14 protein-coding genes and 3 pseudogenes are annotated in these 16,829 nt (G+C 71.9%); 12 read left to right on the top strand and 5 right to left on the bottom strand.

What is annotated here, in order from left to right:
• Positions 1 to 41: 41 nt before the first annotated feature.
• Positions 42 to 692, top strand: coding sequence for a TetR family transcriptional regulator (locus ACWC1K_RS13850; RefSeq protein WP_450831150.1), 651 nt, complete (start codon positions 42 to 44; stop codon positions 690 to 692).
• A gap of 130 nt (positions 693 to 822) precedes the next feature.
• Here the strand turns inward: ACWC1K_RS13850 and amaB are convergent, their stop codons facing one another.
• Complete coding sequence (gene amaB, locus ACWC1K_RS13845; protein ID WP_450831149.1) at positions 823 to 2,352, bottom strand: L-piperidine-6-carboxylate dehydrogenase; 1,530 nt, start codon at positions 2,350 to 2,352, stop codon at positions 823 to 825.
• Positions 2,353 to 2,637: 285 nt separating this feature from the next.
• The gene (locus ACWC1K_RS13840; RefSeq protein ID WP_450831147.1) at positions 2,638 to 3,813 is read right to left on the bottom strand and encodes an NAD(P)/FAD-dependent oxidoreductase; all 1,176 of its coding nucleotides are present in this window, start codon (positions 3,811 to 3,813) and stop codon (positions 2,638 to 2,640) included.
• 124 nt (positions 3,814 to 3,937) lie between these two features.
• Between ACWC1K_RS13840 and ACWC1K_RS13835 the strand changes: the two genes are divergently transcribed.
• Both ACWC1K_RS13835 and ACWC1K_RS13830 read left to right on the top strand, forming a co-directional pair.
• A complete protein-coding gene (locus tag ACWC1K_RS13835; RefSeq protein ID WP_450831145.1) occupies positions 3,938 to 4,852 on the top strand; it encodes a LysR family transcriptional regulator in 915 nt (304 codons plus the stop codon).
• A gap of 318 nt (positions 4,853 to 5,170) precedes the next feature.
• Complete coding sequence (locus tag ACWC1K_RS13830; protein WP_450831144.1) at positions 5,171 to 6,061, top strand: ornithine cyclodeaminase family protein; 891 nt, start codon at positions 5,171 to 5,173, stop codon at positions 6,059 to 6,061.
• A gap of 294 nt (positions 6,062 to 6,355) precedes the next feature.
• Here the strand turns inward: ACWC1K_RS13830 and ACWC1K_RS13825 are convergent, their stop codons facing one another.
• On the bottom strand, positions 6,356 to 6,952 hold the full coding sequence (locus ACWC1K_RS13825; protein ID WP_450831142.1) for a short chain dehydrogenase: 597 nt from the start codon (positions 6,950 to 6,952) through the stop codon (positions 6,356 to 6,358).
• Between the two features lie 70 nt (positions 6,953 to 7,022).
• On the opposite strand from ACWC1K_RS13825, the gene ACWC1K_RS13820 reads away from it, so the two are divergent.
• The 5 genes from ACWC1K_RS13820 to ACWC1K_RS13800 all read left to right on the top strand — a co-directional run bounded on the left by ACWC1K_RS13820 (position 7,023) and on the right by ACWC1K_RS13800 (position 12,226).
• Positions 7,023 to 7,886, top strand: a complete 864-nt coding sequence (locus ACWC1K_RS13820) for a LysR family transcriptional regulator (protein ID WP_450831140.1) — start codon at positions 7,023 to 7,025, stop codon at positions 7,884 to 7,886.
• Positions 7,887 to 8,111: 225 nt separating this feature from the next.
• Positions 8,112 to 9,002, top strand: a complete 891-nt coding sequence (locus ACWC1K_RS13815; RefSeq protein ID WP_450831139.1) for an alkaline phosphatase family protein — start codon at positions 8,112 to 8,114, stop codon at positions 9,000 to 9,002.
• A gap of 5 nt (positions 9,003 to 9,007) precedes the next feature.
• Entirely contained in the window at positions 9,008 to 10,291 is a 1,284-nt protein-coding gene (locus tag ACWC1K_RS13810; protein WP_450831137.1) for an MFS transporter, read from the top strand.
• Positions 10,288 to 11,310: a TolB family protein gene (locus ACWC1K_RS13805; protein WP_450831135.1), complete on the top strand. Its 1,023-nt coding sequence runs from the start codon at positions 10,288 to 10,290 to the stop codon at positions 11,308 to 11,310. The genes ACWC1K_RS13810 and ACWC1K_RS13805 overlap by 4 nt, the downstream gene beginning before the upstream one ends.
• Before the next feature lie 106 nt (positions 11,311 to 11,416).
• Entirely contained in the window at positions 11,417 to 12,226 is an 810-nt protein-coding gene (locus tag ACWC1K_RS13800) for a transglutaminase domain-containing protein (RefSeq protein WP_450831134.1), read from the top strand.
• A gap of 45 nt (positions 12,227 to 12,271) precedes the next feature.
• Here ACWC1K_RS13800 and ACWC1K_RS13795 read toward each other — a convergent pair whose 3' ends face one another.
• Complete coding sequence (locus ACWC1K_RS13795) at positions 12,272 to 13,477, bottom strand: cysteine desulfurase-like protein (protein WP_450831132.1); 1,206 nt, start codon at positions 13,475 to 13,477, stop codon at positions 12,272 to 12,274.
• 83 nt (positions 13,478 to 13,560) lie between these two features.
• On the opposite strand from ACWC1K_RS13795, the pseudogene ACWC1K_RS13790 reads away from it, so the two are divergent.
• The 4 genes and pseudogenes from ACWC1K_RS13790 to ACWC1K_RS13775 form a co-directional block, all read left to right on the top strand.
• Positions 13,561 to 13,683 (top strand): annotated as a pseudogene (locus ACWC1K_RS13790) (4-hydroxy-2-oxovalerate aldolase); the annotation flags it as partial.
• 43 nt (positions 13,684 to 13,726) lie between these two features.
• Positions 13,727 to 13,882 (top strand): annotated as a pseudogene (locus ACWC1K_RS13785) (DUF2201 family putative metallopeptidase); the annotation flags it as partial.
• A gap of 218 nt (positions 13,883 to 14,100) precedes the next feature.
• Complete coding sequence (locus tag ACWC1K_RS13780) at positions 14,101 to 14,940, top strand: PaaX family transcriptional regulator (protein WP_450831131.1); 840 nt, start codon at positions 14,101 to 14,103, stop codon at positions 14,938 to 14,940.
• Positions 14,941 to 15,096: 156 nt separating this feature from the next.
• Entirely contained in the window at positions 15,097 to 16,698 is a 1,602-nt protein-coding gene (locus tag ACWC1K_RS13775; RefSeq protein ID WP_450831129.1) for an MFS transporter, read from the top strand.
• Positions 16,699 to 16,733: 35 nt separating this feature from the next.
• Here ACWC1K_RS13775 and ACWC1K_RS13770 read toward each other — a convergent pair.
• Positions 16,734 to 16,829: pseudogene (locus tag ACWC1K_RS13770) on the bottom strand (ABC transporter permease); the annotation flags it as partial.

The following is a 16,829-nucleotide window of genomic DNA, read 5'->3' as shown; positions in this document are numbered from 1 at the left end:
TAAACATGAAACAAAGTCACGTTCAGGTTCGGAGGTTGTTCGTGGGTGAGCCGACCGCGAGGGCCGGCGGGGCCGCCCCCCTGCGCCGTACCCCCCAACAGGCGCGCAGCAAGGCGCGGTTGGCGCGGGTTCTGGAGGCCTCCGAGCGTGTCCTGATCGGTGAGGGGGTCGAGGCGCTGACCACGACCCGTGTCGCGGCCGAGGCCGAGGTGTCGGTCGGCTCGCTGTATCAGTACCTGCCCGACCGGGACGCGATCATCGACGCACTGGCGTCCGGATACTTCGCGAAACTGGAGGCCGCCATGGACGCCCTCGTGCAGGCCGCGGCGGCGGAGCGCTGGGAGGACCCGGTGGGGGTGCTGATCGACGCGTTCGCCGGGATCTACCGCACCGAACACGGCTTCCGGGCCCTGTGGTTCGGCAGCGGCCTGACCGAGCGGACCCGAGCCGCGGACCGTGCGCACAAGGGCCGTATGGCCGACGGGATCCGCCGTGTCCTGCTCGCGCTCGACATGGCCCACGACCACGAGACACTCGCCCGCGCCTGCCACGCCGCGGTCCTTGCGGCCGATGCGCTGGCGCAGGAGGCGTTCCGGCGGGACGCCGAGGGGGACGTGGAACTCCTCGACGAGGCCAAGGTCATGCTGCGCGGCTATCTGGCGGACGTCACCGCGCGCCCTCGACCCCGCTGACCGCGCCGGCGAGCAACGGGGTGGGGCTGTGCTCCGCCAACCGGCCCCGCCGGCACGCTCGTTGCTGATCCCAGGGCGGGGCAGTGACGGTCGTACCGGTCTGAGGATGCTCGCGCGGCGCGGGTGCCCCCTAGAGGAAGCTGACGTTCTGGGCCAGGGCGAGTCGGCCGGAGTAGTTGACGGTGTTGGTGGCCGCCCGCATGTACGCCTTCCAGGCGTCGGAGCCCGACTCGCGGCCGCCGCCCGTCTCCTTCTCCCCGCCGAAGGCGCCCCCGATCTCGGCGCCGGAGGTACCGATGTTGACGTTGGCGATGCCGCAGTCGGAGCCCTCGGCGGAGAGGAAGAGCTCTGCTTCCAGCTGGTCGCGGGTGAAGATGCTGGAGGACAGGCCCTGCGGGACGTCGTTGTGCAGGGCGATGGCCTCCTGGAGCGTGTCGTAGGTCAGGACGTAGAGGACGGGTGCGAAGGTCTCCTCCCGTACGACCTCGGTCTGTTCGTCGACGCGGAGGATGACCGGTTCGACGTAGGCGGCCCGGGGCGCGGCCTCGGCGAGGCGGCGGCCACCGCCGGCCAGGAGCTTGCCGCCCTGCGCCTGGGCGCGGGTGACGGCGTCCTGCATGCCGTCGAGGGCCTTGGTGGAGATGAGCGGTCCGACGAGGGTGTTCTCGTCGAAGGGATCGCCGATGGGCAGCTTGGCGTAGGCGGCCGTGAGCCGTGCGACGAGCGTGTCGGCGATGTCGCGGTGCACGATGAGGCGGCGCAGGGTCGTACAACGCTGCCCCGCCGTGCCGGCCGCGGCGAAGACGATGCCCTGCACGGCGAGGTCGAGGTCGGCCGAGGGCGCGACGACGGCGGCGTTGTTGCCGCCGAGCTCCAGCAGGCTGCGGCCGAATCGGGCCGCCACGCGGGGGCCGACCTCGCGGCCCATGCGGGTGGAGCCGGTGGCGCTGACGAGGGCGACGCGCGGGTCGTCGACGAGCTGTTCGCCGACGGTGCGGTCGCCGAGCAGGAGGCGGTGTACGTCCCGGGGTGCGCCGGTGTCTTCGGCGGCCTGGGCCAGCAGCCGGTCGCAGGCGAGGGAGATCAGCGGGGTGAGCTCGGACGGCTTCCAGATCACTGTGTCGCCGCAGGCCAGGGCCACGGCGGTGTTCCAGGACCACACGGCGGCCGGGAAGTTGAACGCGGAGATCACGCCGACGACGCCCAGCGGGTGCCAGGTCTCGGCCAGGCGGTGGCCGGGGCGCTCGGAGGCGATGGTGCGGCCGTAGAGCTGGCGGGACAGGCCGACCGCGAAGTCGCAGATGTCGATCATCTCCTGGACCTCGCCGAGCGCCTCCGAGCGGATCTTGCCCGCTTCGATGGTGATGAGGTCCGCCAGGTCGCTCTTGTGCTCGCGCAGCAACTCGCCCAGACGGCGCACGAGTTCACCGCGGCGCGGAGCCGGGGTGGTGCGCCAGGTGAGGAAGGCCTCGCGGGCGGCCGCGACGGCCTCCTCGGTACCGGCAGCGGTGGCGGCCCCGAGCCCGAAGAGGTCCTCGCCGGTGATCGGCGTACGTGCCCGGATGCCGGCGCCTTCGGGGACGGTGACGCCGATGCGGTCCAGGCTCGTACGGGCGCGGGCGCGCAGCTCCTCGGTGCTGGGCAGGGCGGTGCTCGTCATGGTGCTTCCTCGGGATTCGGTGAGTGGTCAGGGGTTCGGTGAGTGGTGAGGGGCGGGTCAGTTGAGCGGGCCGTCGAGTTGCCGCTCCCGGGCTACCTGGGCGAGGGAGCGGTTCTGCTGCTGCTCGTAGGAGTCGCGCACGGTCGGGGGCGGGTGGCTGTGGGCCGGGACCGCCCGCCGTGGACGGCGGGGAGCCGGGCGGCGAAGCCGGCGCGCTCCGGAGCCACCGGCTGATCATCGAAGGGCCCTTTCGATCGAGGGTCACGCCTCATGGACTTCGGGACGTCACACCACGTGGGCTTCGGGGCGGATCTCGGCCCCCGAACGGAAGCGGTCGGCGCTGAGCGGGGAGATGTCGATGAAGGGTGCGCGGTCGAGGTGGAGGTCGCGCAGGATCTCGCCGACGGCTGGGGCCTGCAGGAAGCCGTGGCCCGAAAACCCGGTGGCGTAAAGGAAGTTGACGACTTCGCCGGAGCGGCCGATGAGGGCGTTGTGGTCGGGGGTGACCTCGTAGAGGCCGGCCCAGCCGCCGACGGTCCTCATACCGGCCAGTTCGGGGGCCCGCCTGCGTACGGCGTCCCGGAACAGTTCGAGCCACTCCGGGGTCCAGGTGGTGTCGAAACCGTCGGGCTCGCGGGGGTCGGCGAGGCCGAACAGCAGGCCGTCGTCGCTGTTGTGGAAGTAGGCCGACGAGGCGAAGTCGATGGTGAAGGGGATACGGGGCGCCGGGGGCACGAGCGGTTCGGTGAACGCGAGTTGGCGGCGCACCGGCCGGACCGGAAGGTCGAGGCCGACCATGTCACCGATCCGGCGCGACCAGGCACCCGCCGTACAGATCACGCTGTTGCAGTCGATGCTGCCCCGGTCCGTGTGCACGGCGGTGACGCGGTCGCCTGCGGTGTCGATGCCGGTCACGGTGGTGTGCGTGGCGAAGGTGACGCCGGCCCGTGCGGCGGCGTCGGCGTATCCGTTCACCACCAGTACGGGGCGGGCGTGGCCGTCGGTGGGCGAGTAGGCGGCGGCCAGGAGTCCGTCGGTGCTGACATAGGGGCAGAGGCGGCGGGCCTCGTGCGGGGTGATCATGCGGGTGGGGACGCCGAGGGCGTTCTGGGCCCTGACGCCGTCCTCGAAATCCGCGGCCTGCCGGTCGGTGGTGAGCAGGAAGAGGTAGCCGACGGTGTCCAGGCGGATGTCCGCGCCGGGGCGGTGCGGGAAGTTCTCGTAGGCGCGCAGGCTCCGGCTGCCCAGCTCGATGTTGAGCGGGTCGGAGAACTGGGCGCGTACCCCGCCGATCGGTTTGCCCGAACTGCCGCAGGCAAGATCGCCGCGCTCGATGACCACGACCTCGGTCACCCCCGCTTCGGCGAGGTGGAACGCGGCACTCGCGCCCATCACGCCCCCGCCGATGATCACGACGTCGGCGGTCGGCGGAACGGAGCGGAGGGCGGATGAGGAGGACAAGGGGCCGTCCCTTCCGGAGGCCGCGCCGGGCCGGGGGCGTTGGGCTTTCTGCCCGTCATCGTGACGCAATCCGACCTTTGACGTCCATGAACAGTTACTGCGCCCGATCTATTAGTGTTCCTATATGGACTGGACGAGCTCCCAGCTGCGTTCCCTGGTGGAGCTGACCAGACGCGGAACCATCACCGCGGTGGCCCGGGCGCTGGGGTACACGCCCGGCGGGGTCTCGCAGCAGATCGCCGCGCTGGAGAAGGCCACCGGCATGGAGCTGCTGCAGCGGGTGGGGCGGCGGGTGGAGCTGACCGATGCCGGCAGGACGCTGGCCCGGCATGCCGAGCGGATCCTGTCCACGGAGGCCGAGGCGGTCGAGGCGCTGGAGCGCAGCCGCGGCGAGGTCTCCGGGGTGCTGGTGGTGGGGCTGTTCGCCACGGCCGCCGCCGAGATCCTGCCGCCGGCCCTGGAGCGGGTGCGCGAGGCGCATCCCGGGCTCGCCGTGCACAGCCGCGACATGGACGTGGACGAGGTGTACGACGCCGTCGCCTCCGGTGCGGTGGACCTGGCGCTCGGCCTGGACTACCCGGACGTGCCCATCCCGCGCGATCCCGCGCTGCGGGTGATGCGGCTGGAGCGGGAGCGGTTCTCCCTCGCCGTGCCCACCGGGTGGCTGGCGGGCCGCGCGGAGATCGCCCTGGCCGACACGCAGAACCTGGGCTGGATCCTGCCCTCCGCCGACAGCTACTACGGCCGCGCCGTGCGCACCGCCTGCCGGCGGGCCGGCATCGAACCCGACGTCCGGCACGAGGTGACCGACACCGCGGCCACGCTGGCGCTGGTCGAGGCGGGCATCGGGATCAGCACGGTGACGGAGCTGATGCTCAGACTGCGCGCCTCCCGCTTCGACGTGGTGCGGCTGCGCGAGAGGGTCGAGCGGCACATCGTCGTGGTGTTCCGCTCCGCCGCCGAACGCCGGCCGACGGTGGCCGCACTGGTCGAGGTGCTGCGGGCGGTGGCCGGGGCCCGGCGGCCTGCGACGCCGTAGCACCGGCACCCGACTCGCTTGTCCTGCGCTACGGGAGGGTTGGAGTCCTCCCTCCCACCCGGCGGCCGCGCACAGCCGGACAGCGGTCCCTTCCCCGCAGGTGACGGCGGGGAGGGGACAAGACAGGCCGGTGCGACGAACGCCGACAGCGCGGACGGTACGCGGCTGACGCCGGCCGTCGGGAAGCAGCGCAAGCGCAGCCGGTCGCTGGGGCCGTCGGTCGGTCGCTCTTCCGGTCCTTGTGGCTGCGGCAGGCCGGACCACATCGTGGGGAGGAACAGGTCGGAGATGGCCGGTGAGCAAGGAGGGTTTCCAGCTGTGATCACCGTTGTGGAGGGTGCGCCGCCCATGGAGGCGGCCATCGGCGCGCTGCGCGCGAGTCTGCTCGGCGGGCTCGACCCGGAGGCCGGTCCGCCGCGTTCGGCCGTCCCGGTGCCGCGGGGCGAGCTCCTGCTCATGCCCGCCCACTGGGGCTCCTACGCCGGAGTCAAGGTGGTGACGGTGGCTCCGGACAACCCGGCGCGGGACCTCCCGCGGATCCAGGGCAACTACCTTCTGCTGGACGGCGAGACCCTCACCCCGCTGGCCCTGCTGGACGGGATCGCGCTCACCGGCGTACGAACCGCGGCGGTGTCCGCCGTGGCCGCCGACGCGCTCGCCGAGCCGGACGCGAGCCGACTGGTGCTGTTCGGGACGGGGCCGCAGGCACGGTCGCATGCCGAGGCCCTGCGGTGCGTCCGGCCGATCCGGGACGTGGTGGTCGTCGGCCGGAACCCCGAGCGCACCCGCGCGTTCGCCGAGGACATCGAGGCGCGAGTCGGCGGTGCGGACGAGGTGGCGGACGCCGACCTCGTGGCCTGCTGCACCACGGCGCGCACGCCGTTGTTCGACGGCTCGCTGCTGCCGCCGCACGCGACCGTGGTGGCCGTCGGATCGCACGAGCCCGACGCCCGCGAGGTCGACGAGACGGCCGTCGGGCGTTCGACGGTGGTCGTGGAGGCGGTTTCGGCGGCGCTGCGCGAGGCGGGCGACATCGTGCTGGCCGTACAGTCGGGGACGCTCGATCCCGGCACGCTGGTCGGCCTCGCCGATCTCGTGCGGGGCAAGGCCCAACTCCCCTCCGCAAAGCCGCGGTTGTTCAAGAGCGTGGGCATGGCCTGGCAGGACCTGGTGGTCGCCGTGGCCCACTTCGAGGCGAGGCGGGCATGACGGCGGCGGCCGGGAGTGCCGGTGGCCTCGACATGGCGACGGTGGCCGAGGGGCACGTTCCCACCCGGCGCCGAACCCACCGTGGACTGCCAGGTGCGACGACGCCACGGCGCACGAGATCAACGCGAGCTCGTCCTGGAGGGCGCCGGCCTGTCCGGGTCCCCGGCGCCCTCGCCGCGCGCCACCCCCCAGTGGTCCCGGACTTCGTCGCCCCCGCCCGAGCGTCGTCGCGGGCGGCTTCGTGAGGGGCCCCCGCCGCTCCGGGGGCGCCCACGCCGAAGGGCACGCTGCTCACTACAGGGCGTAGATCTGCCCCGTCTGCGCGCCCTCGACGGACCGGACGTACGCCCGGGTGACATCGGCGAGGTCCACCGGCGGCATGCCCGGGAAGTAGTCGCCGTACTCGGCGAGGCTCTCGGTGAAGACCGTCGGGCTGATCGCGTTGATGCGCTGTGGGGCGATCTCGATGGCGACGGCGCGGACGAACGCCTCCAGCGCGCCGTTGGCCATGGAGGCAGCGCTGCCGGTGGGGATGGGCTCGCGGGCGAGCACACCGGTGATGAGGGTGAAGGAGCCGCGCTCGGCGATCCGCGGGATGCCCTGGCGCACCAGGTCGATCTGGCTGAGCACCTTGCCGTGGAAGGCGGCCAGATAGTCCTCGGGAGTCAGCTCGACGACCGGCTTGTACGGCACGTGTCCGGCGGCGCTGACCACGGCGTCCACCCGGCCGGCGCGGTCGTAGAGTTCCGTGACCTGTGCGGGGTCGGTGATGTCGTGGTGCAGCTCGCCGCCGCTGCGTGCGACGGTGAGGACTTCGTGGCCGCGGGTGTCGAGTGTCTTGTGGAGGGCCGCGCCGAGCGTGCCGGTGGCACCGATGAGCAGAATCTTCATGACTGCGACGCTAGGGCCGGCCCCCTGTGGGAGGGAAATACCTTCTGGGGAGCACTTATGCTTGAGAGTTATGAATGTGGAGCTACGGCATCTGCGGGCGCTCGCCGCGATCGGCGACGAGGGCACCATCACCGGCGCGGCGGCGATGCTCCACATCAGCCAGCCCGCGCTCTCGCGCACCCTGGAACAGCTGGAGAGCAGGGTGGGCGTGCGGCTGGTGGACCGTACCACCCGCACCCTGTCCCTCACGGATGCCGGTCAACGGCTGCATGAGAGAGCCCATCTGATCCTCCGTCAGCTGGACGACGCGCTGACGGAGGCCGCGGCGGGGGTGCGTCCGCTGCGGATAGGTTTCGCCTGGGCGGCGCTCGGCGACCTGACCGTGCCGCTGTTGCGCACCTGGCGGGAGGCGCATCCCGCGACCCCGGTGCAGGTGTACCGGCGCGACGATCCGGAGGTGGCGCTGCGCCGCGGAGAGATCGACGCGGCGCTGGTGCGCAGCTCGCCCGCGCCCGGTGCCGGACTGGAGGTCCGGTCGCTGTACCGGGAGCGACGCATGGCCGCCGTACCCGACAGTGATCCGCTGGCCAGTCGTCCCTCGGTGCGGCTGACGGATCTGGCCGACCGGCCGGTGGTGCTGTGCGCGACCGCCGCGACCACCGCCGAGCTGTGGCCCGAGGGGCGGCGGCCCCGGACGTTCGAGGTGGCCAACGTCGACGAGTGGCTCACCGTGATCGCCACGGGAGAGGCCGTGGGCGTCACCGCCGAGGCCACCAAGCAGAGCCATCCGCACCCCGGGGTCCACTATCTGCCCCTGGCGGACGTACCGCCCGTGACGGTTCGCATGGCCTGGCCACGCACTCCCACACACCCGGCCACACTCGCCTTTCTCAGCCATCTGCAGTCCATGACGTCCACGCATCTGCGGGCCTGACCTGCGCGGTCGTCGGTCCGCGGAGTTCGGGGTACGTGGGTGGCATGTCGCGGCCACCGGACGCCCCGACCGCACATGACCTGTACATGACCAGTACGTCGTGCGATGTTTGCCCACCGGGGTCCGCCGTTCGTCTGGGCTTCACGCAGTACCGGCCTGAGGCTCCTATCGTTGCGGCGCCGCCTCCCCCCGCACGTGCCCGTCACTTCTGTCCGGAGGACAGTCATGACCGCCGTAAAGGCTTCCAAGAGCACCAGACGCCCCCTCACCGCACTCGCCGGGGCCGTCGCCCTCACCGCCACCTCGATCGGTGTGTGGGCCGCAACGACCTCAGCCGCTCAGGCCGCCGCTCTCCCCACCCCCGACCACGTGGTGGTCGTGGTGATGGAGAACCACGCCTACTCACAGGTGATCGGAAGCTCCAGCGCCCCGTACATCAACAACACCCTCAAGGCGGGTGGCGCCAACCTCACCCAGTCCTACGGCCTCACCCACCCCAGTGAGCCGAACTACTACATGCTCTTCTCGGGCTCCAACCAGGGCCGCACCGACGACAGTTGTGTGAGCGTCGGGTCCCTCTCCGCGCCGAACCTCGCCTCGGAGCTGATCGCCGAGGGCAAGACCTGGAAGAGCTACAACGAGTCGCTGCCCAGCCAGGGTTCGACGACGTGCAGCAGCGGCAACTACGCGCAGAAGCACAACCCGTGGTTCGGCTTCTCCAACGTGCCGACGAACACCGCGATGACCTTCGCCCAGTTCCCGACCGACTTCACGACCCTGCCGAAGGTCTCCTTCGTCGTGCCGAACCTGTGCAGTGACATGCACGACTGCTCGGTCTCCACGGGCGACACCTGGATCAAGAACAACCTTGGCGCGTACGCCACGTGGGCCCAGACGCACAACAGCATCCTCGCCGTCACCTTCGACGAGGACAACAAGCTCTCCGGCAACCGCATCCCGACCGTCCTCTACGGCCAGCACGTGGCGCCCGGAAGCTCCAGCTCGACCACGTACAACCACTACAACGTCCTGCGCACGGTGGAGGACCTGGCCGGTCTGAGCAGCCACGCGGGCAACGCCGCGTCGGCGTCCGACATCACCGGCATCTGGAACTGACGCCCGTGTATCTCGCGGACTCCCGCAGCACCAAGGCCGCCGTCGCCCCGGACACCCGTCCGGGGCGGCGGCCGGCCGCCGTCCCCGGCACCGTGCTGGCCCTGGGTGCGGTCAGCCTCATCACCGACGTCTCCTCGGAGATGGTCACCGCCGTGCTGCCCCTCTACGTGGTCGCCGGCCTCGGCCTGTCCCCGCTCGGCTTCGGTCTCCTCGACGGCATCAACAACGGTGTGGGGGCGCTGGTCCGGATGGCCGGCGGTCACCTCGCCGACCGCGGCGGCCGCCGGCACAAGGTTGTCGCGGGCCTCGGCTACGGCCTGTCGGCGCTGTGCAAGCCACTGCTGCTGCTCGCCCACACCCTCCCCGTCATCAGCGCCGTGCTCGCGGCCGACCGCACCGGCAAGGGGCTGCGCACCGCCCCACGGGACGCGATGATCTCGCTGGCCACCGAACCCGAGCACCGGGGACGGGCGTTCGGGGTGCACCGCGCCATGGACACCACCGGCGCACTGCTCGGCCCGCTGGTCGCCTTCGCCGTGCTGCGGGCCACCGTCGACGGCTACGACGCGGTCTTCACCGTCAGCGGCTGTGTCGCCGTGCTCGGGGTGCTGGTACTGGTGCTCTTCGTGCCCGGCCGCATCACGCCCGCCGGTGCCGCAGCTCCGCCCGAGGCCGCTCGCCCCGCCCTGCGCGATTCACTCGGCCTGCTGCGCCGCCCGGAGCTGCGCCGGCTCACCTTCTGCGCGGCCCTGCTGGGTCTCACCACCGTCAGCGACTCCTTCCTGTATCTGCTGCTGCAGCGCGCGGGGGACCTGTCCGCCGACCTGTTCCCGCTGCTGCCCCTGGGCACCGCCGCCGTCTTCCTGCTGCTCGCCGTCCCGCTCGGCGCGCTCGCCGACCGCATCGACCGCCGCCGGCTGTTCCTGGCCGGTCACGGCGTCCTGCTGCTCGGCTACGGCCTGGTGCTCTCCCCCTGGCACGGCATTCCCGCCGTGGTCGCGGTCCTCGTCCTGCACGGCACCTTCTACGCGGCCACCGACGGGGTCCTCGCGGCCGCCACCGCCGGTGCCGTGCCGGCACAGCACCAGGGGGCCGGGCAGGCGCTGGTGGGCACCGGCCAGGCGCTGTCCCGGTTCGCCTGCTCGCTCGCCTTCGGCGCGGCCTGGAGCCTGTGGGGCGGGCGCAGCGCGCTCGCCGGCACCGCCGCCGCGCTGGCCGTCAGCGCCGTCGTGGCCTTTTTCGTGCTCCGCCCCGCCGGCGACGCGTCCCCCGCGGAGGTGTCCGCATGACCCGAACCACCCGTCTGGTGATCCTGCTGGCCGCCGTCCTGCTGCTCGGAGGCGTCGGCACCGGTGCGGTGCTGTACGCCGCCCACCGCTCGGGCATGCGCGACGAGCAGCAGGCGAACGGTCCGACCGTGCGGACGGGCACCGTCTCGCTCCGGCCGACGGCCGGACGCCGGCTGCTGGTGCGCAACCTGGCCTGGGGCCCGCACCGCGACGAGATCGCCACCGTGCCCGCCGACGATCCGCAGGGGCCGCGCACCGCCTCGGGCGTCAAGTGCCTGCGCTTCCACGCGGCTGCCGGTACCGGCATCTGCCTCCAGGCCGTGCACGGAACGCTCAGGGACACCTACCGGGCGGTCGTCCTCGACGCACACCTGCGCGAGCGGCACCGCTTCCCGGCCGCGGGCATCCCCACCCGGGCCCGTGTCTCGCCCTCCGGCCACATGGCGGCCTGGACGGTCTTCGTCAGCGGAGACTCCTACGCCGGAACGAAGTTCTCCACCCGCACGGCCATCGTCGACACCCGCAGCTGGAAGATCGACGACAACCTGGAGACCTTCCGCATCATCCAGGACGGCCGCACCTACCGCGCCGCCGACACCAACATCTGGGGCGTCACCTTCGCCGACGACAACCGCTTCTACGCCACGCTGGCGACCGGCGGCAACACCTACCTCGTACGGGGAGACGTCGGGGCACGCACCCTCACCACCCTGCACCGCAACGTCGAATGCCCCTCCCTCTCCCCCGACGGCACCCGCATCGCCTACAAGAAACGCGTCGAGGGAGCCTCTCCCGACGCCCCTTGGCGGCTGTACGTCCTGAACCTGCGCACGATGAAGGAGACCGCGACCGCCGAGCAGCGCAACATCGACGACCAGGCCCTGTGGGCCGACGACTCCACCCTCGTCTACGCCCTCCCCGGCGACTACGGCTCGGACCTGTGGACCGTCCCGGCCGACGGCACCGGCACGGCCCGCCGGCTGATGACCTCCGCGGTGGCTCCCGCCTACCTGGGCTGAGGGGTCCTCACAGGTCCCCTGTCCACGGGCCGCCATAGTTGAACATGTTCAATTCTTCGGCGATGATGTGTGTGGCCATCGAGGTGCCGGAGAGAGGACCACGGTCATGACGAGCTCGCTTCTCACACCGCGAGGCCGTTCTCACGCCGGCACGACGAGCGAGGGAAGGGCGGCCGGGAGCACCGCCCCGACGCGGATCCTCGACTGGCGGCACCCGCAGGTCACTTCCCTGCTGCGGCAGATCGGCACGACGGCCGACACGGGGACGACGGCGCCCGACCGCAGGACAGCGGATCTGCGCCGGGCCCACCGGGTCATTGCCACGACCGTGCGGCCGGTGTACTCGGTGCAGGACGAGCGGCCCGTGTCCGAGGTACTGCGCCGTGGCCGTGGTTCGTGCAGCCAGCGGCTGGCCGTGCTGGAGGCGGTGGCGCGGGCATCGGGGGTGGCCACGCGGGTGCGTGGCCTGCTGGTCGACGGGGCTTTCTGGTATCCGCGCTTTCCGCGGCTGCGCCGGATCGTCCCGGACCGGGTTCTCCTGGCCTGGCCCGAATTCCGCGTCGACGTGCCGGCGCCGGCCGAACACGCCGCAGCTCCCTGGCTGACGGTCTCGGAACTCTTCGGCAGCCTCGACGAGTTGAGCGACGGCCAGGGCGGCTTCACCAACGCCGGTGCGGAGACGCTGTTCGAGGCGCTGTCCAGGACGGCGATCGACTGGGACGGGGTGACACTCTGCCCGGCCGACGGCGCCGCGTGCGATCTCTCCGCCCACGTCCTGGCGGACCTGGGCCACTTCGACTCGCGGGACGACCTCTTCGCCCGGCACGGCCAGACCCTCTGCCGTACGGCGAGAGTGCTGGCCGAGCCCGTCCTGGGCCGTCGGTCCGCACGACCGACCCGTGCCACACGGCCGTAGCCAGCCACACGGCTCGGGCGGCACCTTCGGGCCTCCGGGCGCTGCTCAGAGTCCGAGGAACTCGGACAGCCCGCCCAGGAGCCGGTCGACGTCCTCCGCGCTGTTGTAGGGCGCGAGGCCCATGCGGAGGCCCCCGGTGTCCCCGAGGCCGAGCCGGCGGGAGGCCTCGATGGCGTAGAAGGATCCCGACGGAGCGTGGACGCCGCGCTCGGCGAGGAAGCGGTAGGCGTCCGCGGTGGAGCGGCCCTCGAACGTGAGCAGCAGGGTGGGGGTGCGGTCGGCCGCCCGGGAGTGGATCGTGAGTCCTTCGAGTGAGGACAGTCCCTTGTCGATCTGTGTGCGCAGGCTGTGTTCGTGTGCTTCGAGCGCCGCGAACGCGGCGGTCAGGCGCTGTCGGCGGGTTCCCGTGGCGCTCGGGTCCAGGCGGGTGAGGAAGTCGACCGCGGCGGTGGTGCCCGCGAGGAACTCATAGGGCAGCGTGCCCAGTTCGAAGCGCTCGGGGACCGCGTCGGTGGAGGGCAGCAGCTTGTCCGGCCGCAGGGTCTCCAGCAACTCCGGCCGGGCGGCGAGGACTCCGTGGTGCGGACCCAGGAACTTGTACGGGGAGCAGACGAAGAAGTCCGCGCCGAGCTGCTCCAGGTCGACCAGCGTGTGGGCGGCGTAGTGGACGCCGTCGACGTAACTGAGCGCTCCCGCCTCATGGGCCAGACGGGAGATCTCGGCGATCGCGGGACGGGTGCCGATCAGGTTGGAGGCGGCGGTGACGGCGACCAGCCGGGTGCGTTCGCTGAGGACGGCGCGGATGTCGTCCGCCGTCAGCTCCCCGGTGGCGGGGTCGAAGTCGGCCCAGCGGACGGTGGCGCCGGACGCCGTGGCGGCCTGGACCCAGGGGCGGATGTTGGCGTCGTGGTCGAGGCGGGTGACGACCACCTCGTCCCCGGGCTGCCAGGCCTTGGCGAGGGTGCGGGAGAACTCGTAGGTGAGCTGGGTGGCACTGCGGCCGAAGACGATCCCCGACGGATCCGCTCCGAGCAGGTCGGCCATGGCCCCGCGGGCCCCGGTGACGATCGTGTCGGCGTTGCGCTCCCCCGGCGCCACCTGGCCCCGGTTCGACAGGGGGCTGGACAGGGCGTCGGCGATGGCTTGGATGACGGGCTGCGGGGTCTGGGTGCCGCCCGGGCCGTCGAAGTGTGCCGTTCCGGCCGCAAGGGCGGGGAAGTGGGAGCGGATGGCGGTGATGTCGTACGTCACGAGAGCTCCTGTCGAGTGCCGGGCCGGGCCAGAAGATCCTCCGCGATCGCGGGCGGCCGTGGCAACAGCCCGTACCGGCCGGCACCGGCCGGGACACCCGCAGCCTCCTTGTCGAGCTCGGCCGGCAGGGCATAGCTGGCGGCCAGGAGGACATGATCACCGATGTCGCGCTGGATCTGCTCGCCCGCGCGGAGGCGTCGTCCTGATTCCTCGCTCGGAAAATTCCTGGCCGGGTGGGACGCCGGGCGGCTGACCGACGGCCAGACGCCCTGGCCGGACGCGCGACCGGCCTGCCGGACGGTGGTGGGTCTGTTCCCCCGGCAGGGCGCGAACTGGAACGAGGAGGATCCCGACCATGTGCCCGACGCGCCGCCCGCCTGGGCCCGGGTGGTCGACATCGGGTAGGCGACCGTGGCCCGGCGGGCCCTACGAAGTGGTAACAGACAGCAACTGTCGGGGAGTTGCACGGGTCCAGCCCACCATGAAGATCCGGACACCGGCGGCGGTGTCCGGAACGTCTTCCATCCGGCGGCCACCGTCGCGGGCAACGTGGTGCGCCCCCATTGCGCGGTGGACAACGACCTGTCCGTCGAGGTGAGACGAACCGGATCTACCCTTGCCCGGTGACCAGCTTCGATCCGCCGGACCAGGCGGGCAGCGCACCCCGGCCGCAGTCTCTGATGCTGAGCTTCTTCGGCATCCACGCCCTGGGCCGGGACGTCGCCCTGTCGGCGAGCAGTCTGATCGACGTGTTCGGGCAGGCCGGGATCAGCGAGGACGCCGTACGGTCGACGCTGACCCGCATGGTCAAGCGCGGCCTGCTGGAACGGCACCGGCGCGGCCGTAAGACGTACTTCGGCCCGACGCGGCGCGCCACCCGCGTGCTCCAGGACGGGCACGACCGGATCTGGCGCACGGGCGCGGTCAACCGCACCTGGGACGGCACCTGGACCCTGGTCGGTTTCTCCCTCCCGGAAGCGTGGCGACGCGAACGGCACGACCTGCGTTCCCGGCTGCTGTGGAGCGGTTTCGGTCCGCTGCAGAACGGCCTGTGGGTGGCGCCCGGCACGGTGGACGTGCCCGGGATCGTCGCGGGGCTGGACCTCGACCCGTATCTGCGCGTCTTCCAGGGAGCCGCGGCCGTCGGCCCGACCGACGCCCGGACGATCCTGCACACGGCGTTCGACGTGGAGTCCGTCGCCAAGGGATACGAGGTGTTCCTGGCCCGCTGGAGCACGGACACCGACGAGCCGGCGGACGCCCTCGTACGGCAGCTGCTGCTGCACACCGACTGGCTGGACCAGGTCCGCCAGGATCCCCATCTGCCCGCCGATCTCCTGCCCGAGGACTGGCCGGCGGCCCGCGCGGAGGAGCGGTTCCACGAGCTGGCGCACCGCTGCGCGGAGCCGGCCCGTCAGGCGGCCGCGAGCGCTCTGGACGTGATCGCGGTGGCCGTCCCCTAGGACGGCCCGAGTATCCGGTGGCACCTGCCGGGCACAGCCATGCCCACGGTTACTGGGCAATCTATTGACCGCCGTCGAAAAACTGCCCTACATTCGTCGCGTTCTCGGCGTCCCCACATCGCTCGAAGCCGCCCAGCCGCTCAAAGGGGAGCACTCGTGTCCACCGAAACGCGCACCCAAACCGGCGCCACCGCCACCTCGCAACCATCCGGCGGCCTGCCCGTCGGCACTCTGATCGCCGGCTGTTTCGCGGTCTGCCTGGCACAGATCGCCCTGGCCATGCCGGCCACGCTGAACGGGCTCTTCCAGGAGGACCTGCACCCCGTCGGTTCGCAGCTGACCTGGATCTCGGATGCGTTCCTGCTGCCCGTCTCCGTACTGGAGCTGACCTTCGGCGTCCTCGGTGACCTCTTCGGCCGCAAGCGGCTGCTGGTCGGCGGCGGTGCGCTGCTGGTGGTCGGCGAGGCGCTGGCCGCCGCCAGCACCGGCATCCACATGCTCTGGGTGGGCCAGGCCATCGCCGGTCTGGGCGCGGCGGCGCTGTTCCCGACCTCGCTCGCGATGATCGCCGCCGGAACCCACTCGGCCAAGGACCGCGCCCGCACCATCACCATCTGGGCGGCGGCCCTGTCCAGCGGCGGTTTCGTCGCCCCCGTCCTGGGCGGCATCACCGGCAACTACGGCTCCTGGCGGTGGGCGTTCATCGTCGTGACGGGCCTGGCTCTGATCAGCACCGTGCTCAGCCAGCTGCTGGCACACAACTCCAGTGCCCCGGAAGGCCGTTCACTCGACCTGGCCGGCCAGATCACCATCGGCATCGGCATGTTCGCCCTGCTCTACGCGGTGATCCAGGGCCCGGCGGACGGCTGGAGCGCGACGCCGGTGGTGATCGCATACGTGGTCGCCGCGGTGTTCATCGGCCTGTTCATCGTGGCCGAAAGCCGGGCCGCCTCCCCGCTGCTCCGGCTCGATCTGTTCAAGAACCGGGCGTTCGCGGTGGCGTCGTTCGTCGCCGTGGTCGGCATGTTCAGCTACCTCGGCACCGCCTACGCGACCAGCATCCGGCTGGGGCCGATCCAGCACCAGAGCCCGCTGCGCGGCTCGTTCGCCTTCATCCTGCTCAACGCCTGGACGCTGCTGCTGATGCCGCTGATCTCCCGGCTCCTCGAGAAGGTCAGCCCGCGCTGGGTGCTCGGTGCCGGTCTCGGGCTGATGGCGACGGGAGACTTCATCGCCGCCACCCTCTCGGTCCACGACCGCGCCCTGACCTCGCTCATCCTCCCCATCGGCCTGGTCGGCATCGGCTTCGCACTGACGGTCTCCTCGATCACGGCGACGGCCGTCAACACGGTGGAGGTCCACTACGCGGGCATGGCCAGCGCATCGACCAGCCTGCTGCGGGACTTCGGCTTCACGCTCGGTCCGGCAGTCATCGGCGCGATCGCGCTGAGCCACGCGGCAACCGAGTTCACCTCGAAGCTGGCCGCCTCCCCTCTGTCCGCCGAGGTCAAGGCGGCGGCGGGGCAGGTGGCGGCGGAGGGCGGTCCGCTCGCCTCCAACTCCGTACCGCCGTCCTCCCCGCCGGGAGGCGCGGTCCCCCTCGCCCTGGAAGCCCTCGGCAACGGGTACGCCATCGGCTATGTCATCTGCGGCATCTCGGCCCTGGCCTGCTGCCTCCTCAGCGTGGTCGCGCTGCGCGGGAAGGGCGACCAGGACGCGACAGTCGGCATCACCAAGGAGGAGCCCGCGGCCGCCTGACGGGCCTTCAACTCCCCGGACGAGAGGGCGCCGGTCACGGCCTGGGCGAAGCCGAGGCAGACGACGGGGAGGGCGGTGCCGCCCAGGATCTCCGCGTCGCCGAGTTCGCCGGTGCGCAGCCGCTTGAGGAC

Source organism: Streptomyces sp. NPDC001492, assembly GCF_053597275.1.
This window is presented reverse-complemented; position numbering and strand designations above follow the sequence as displayed.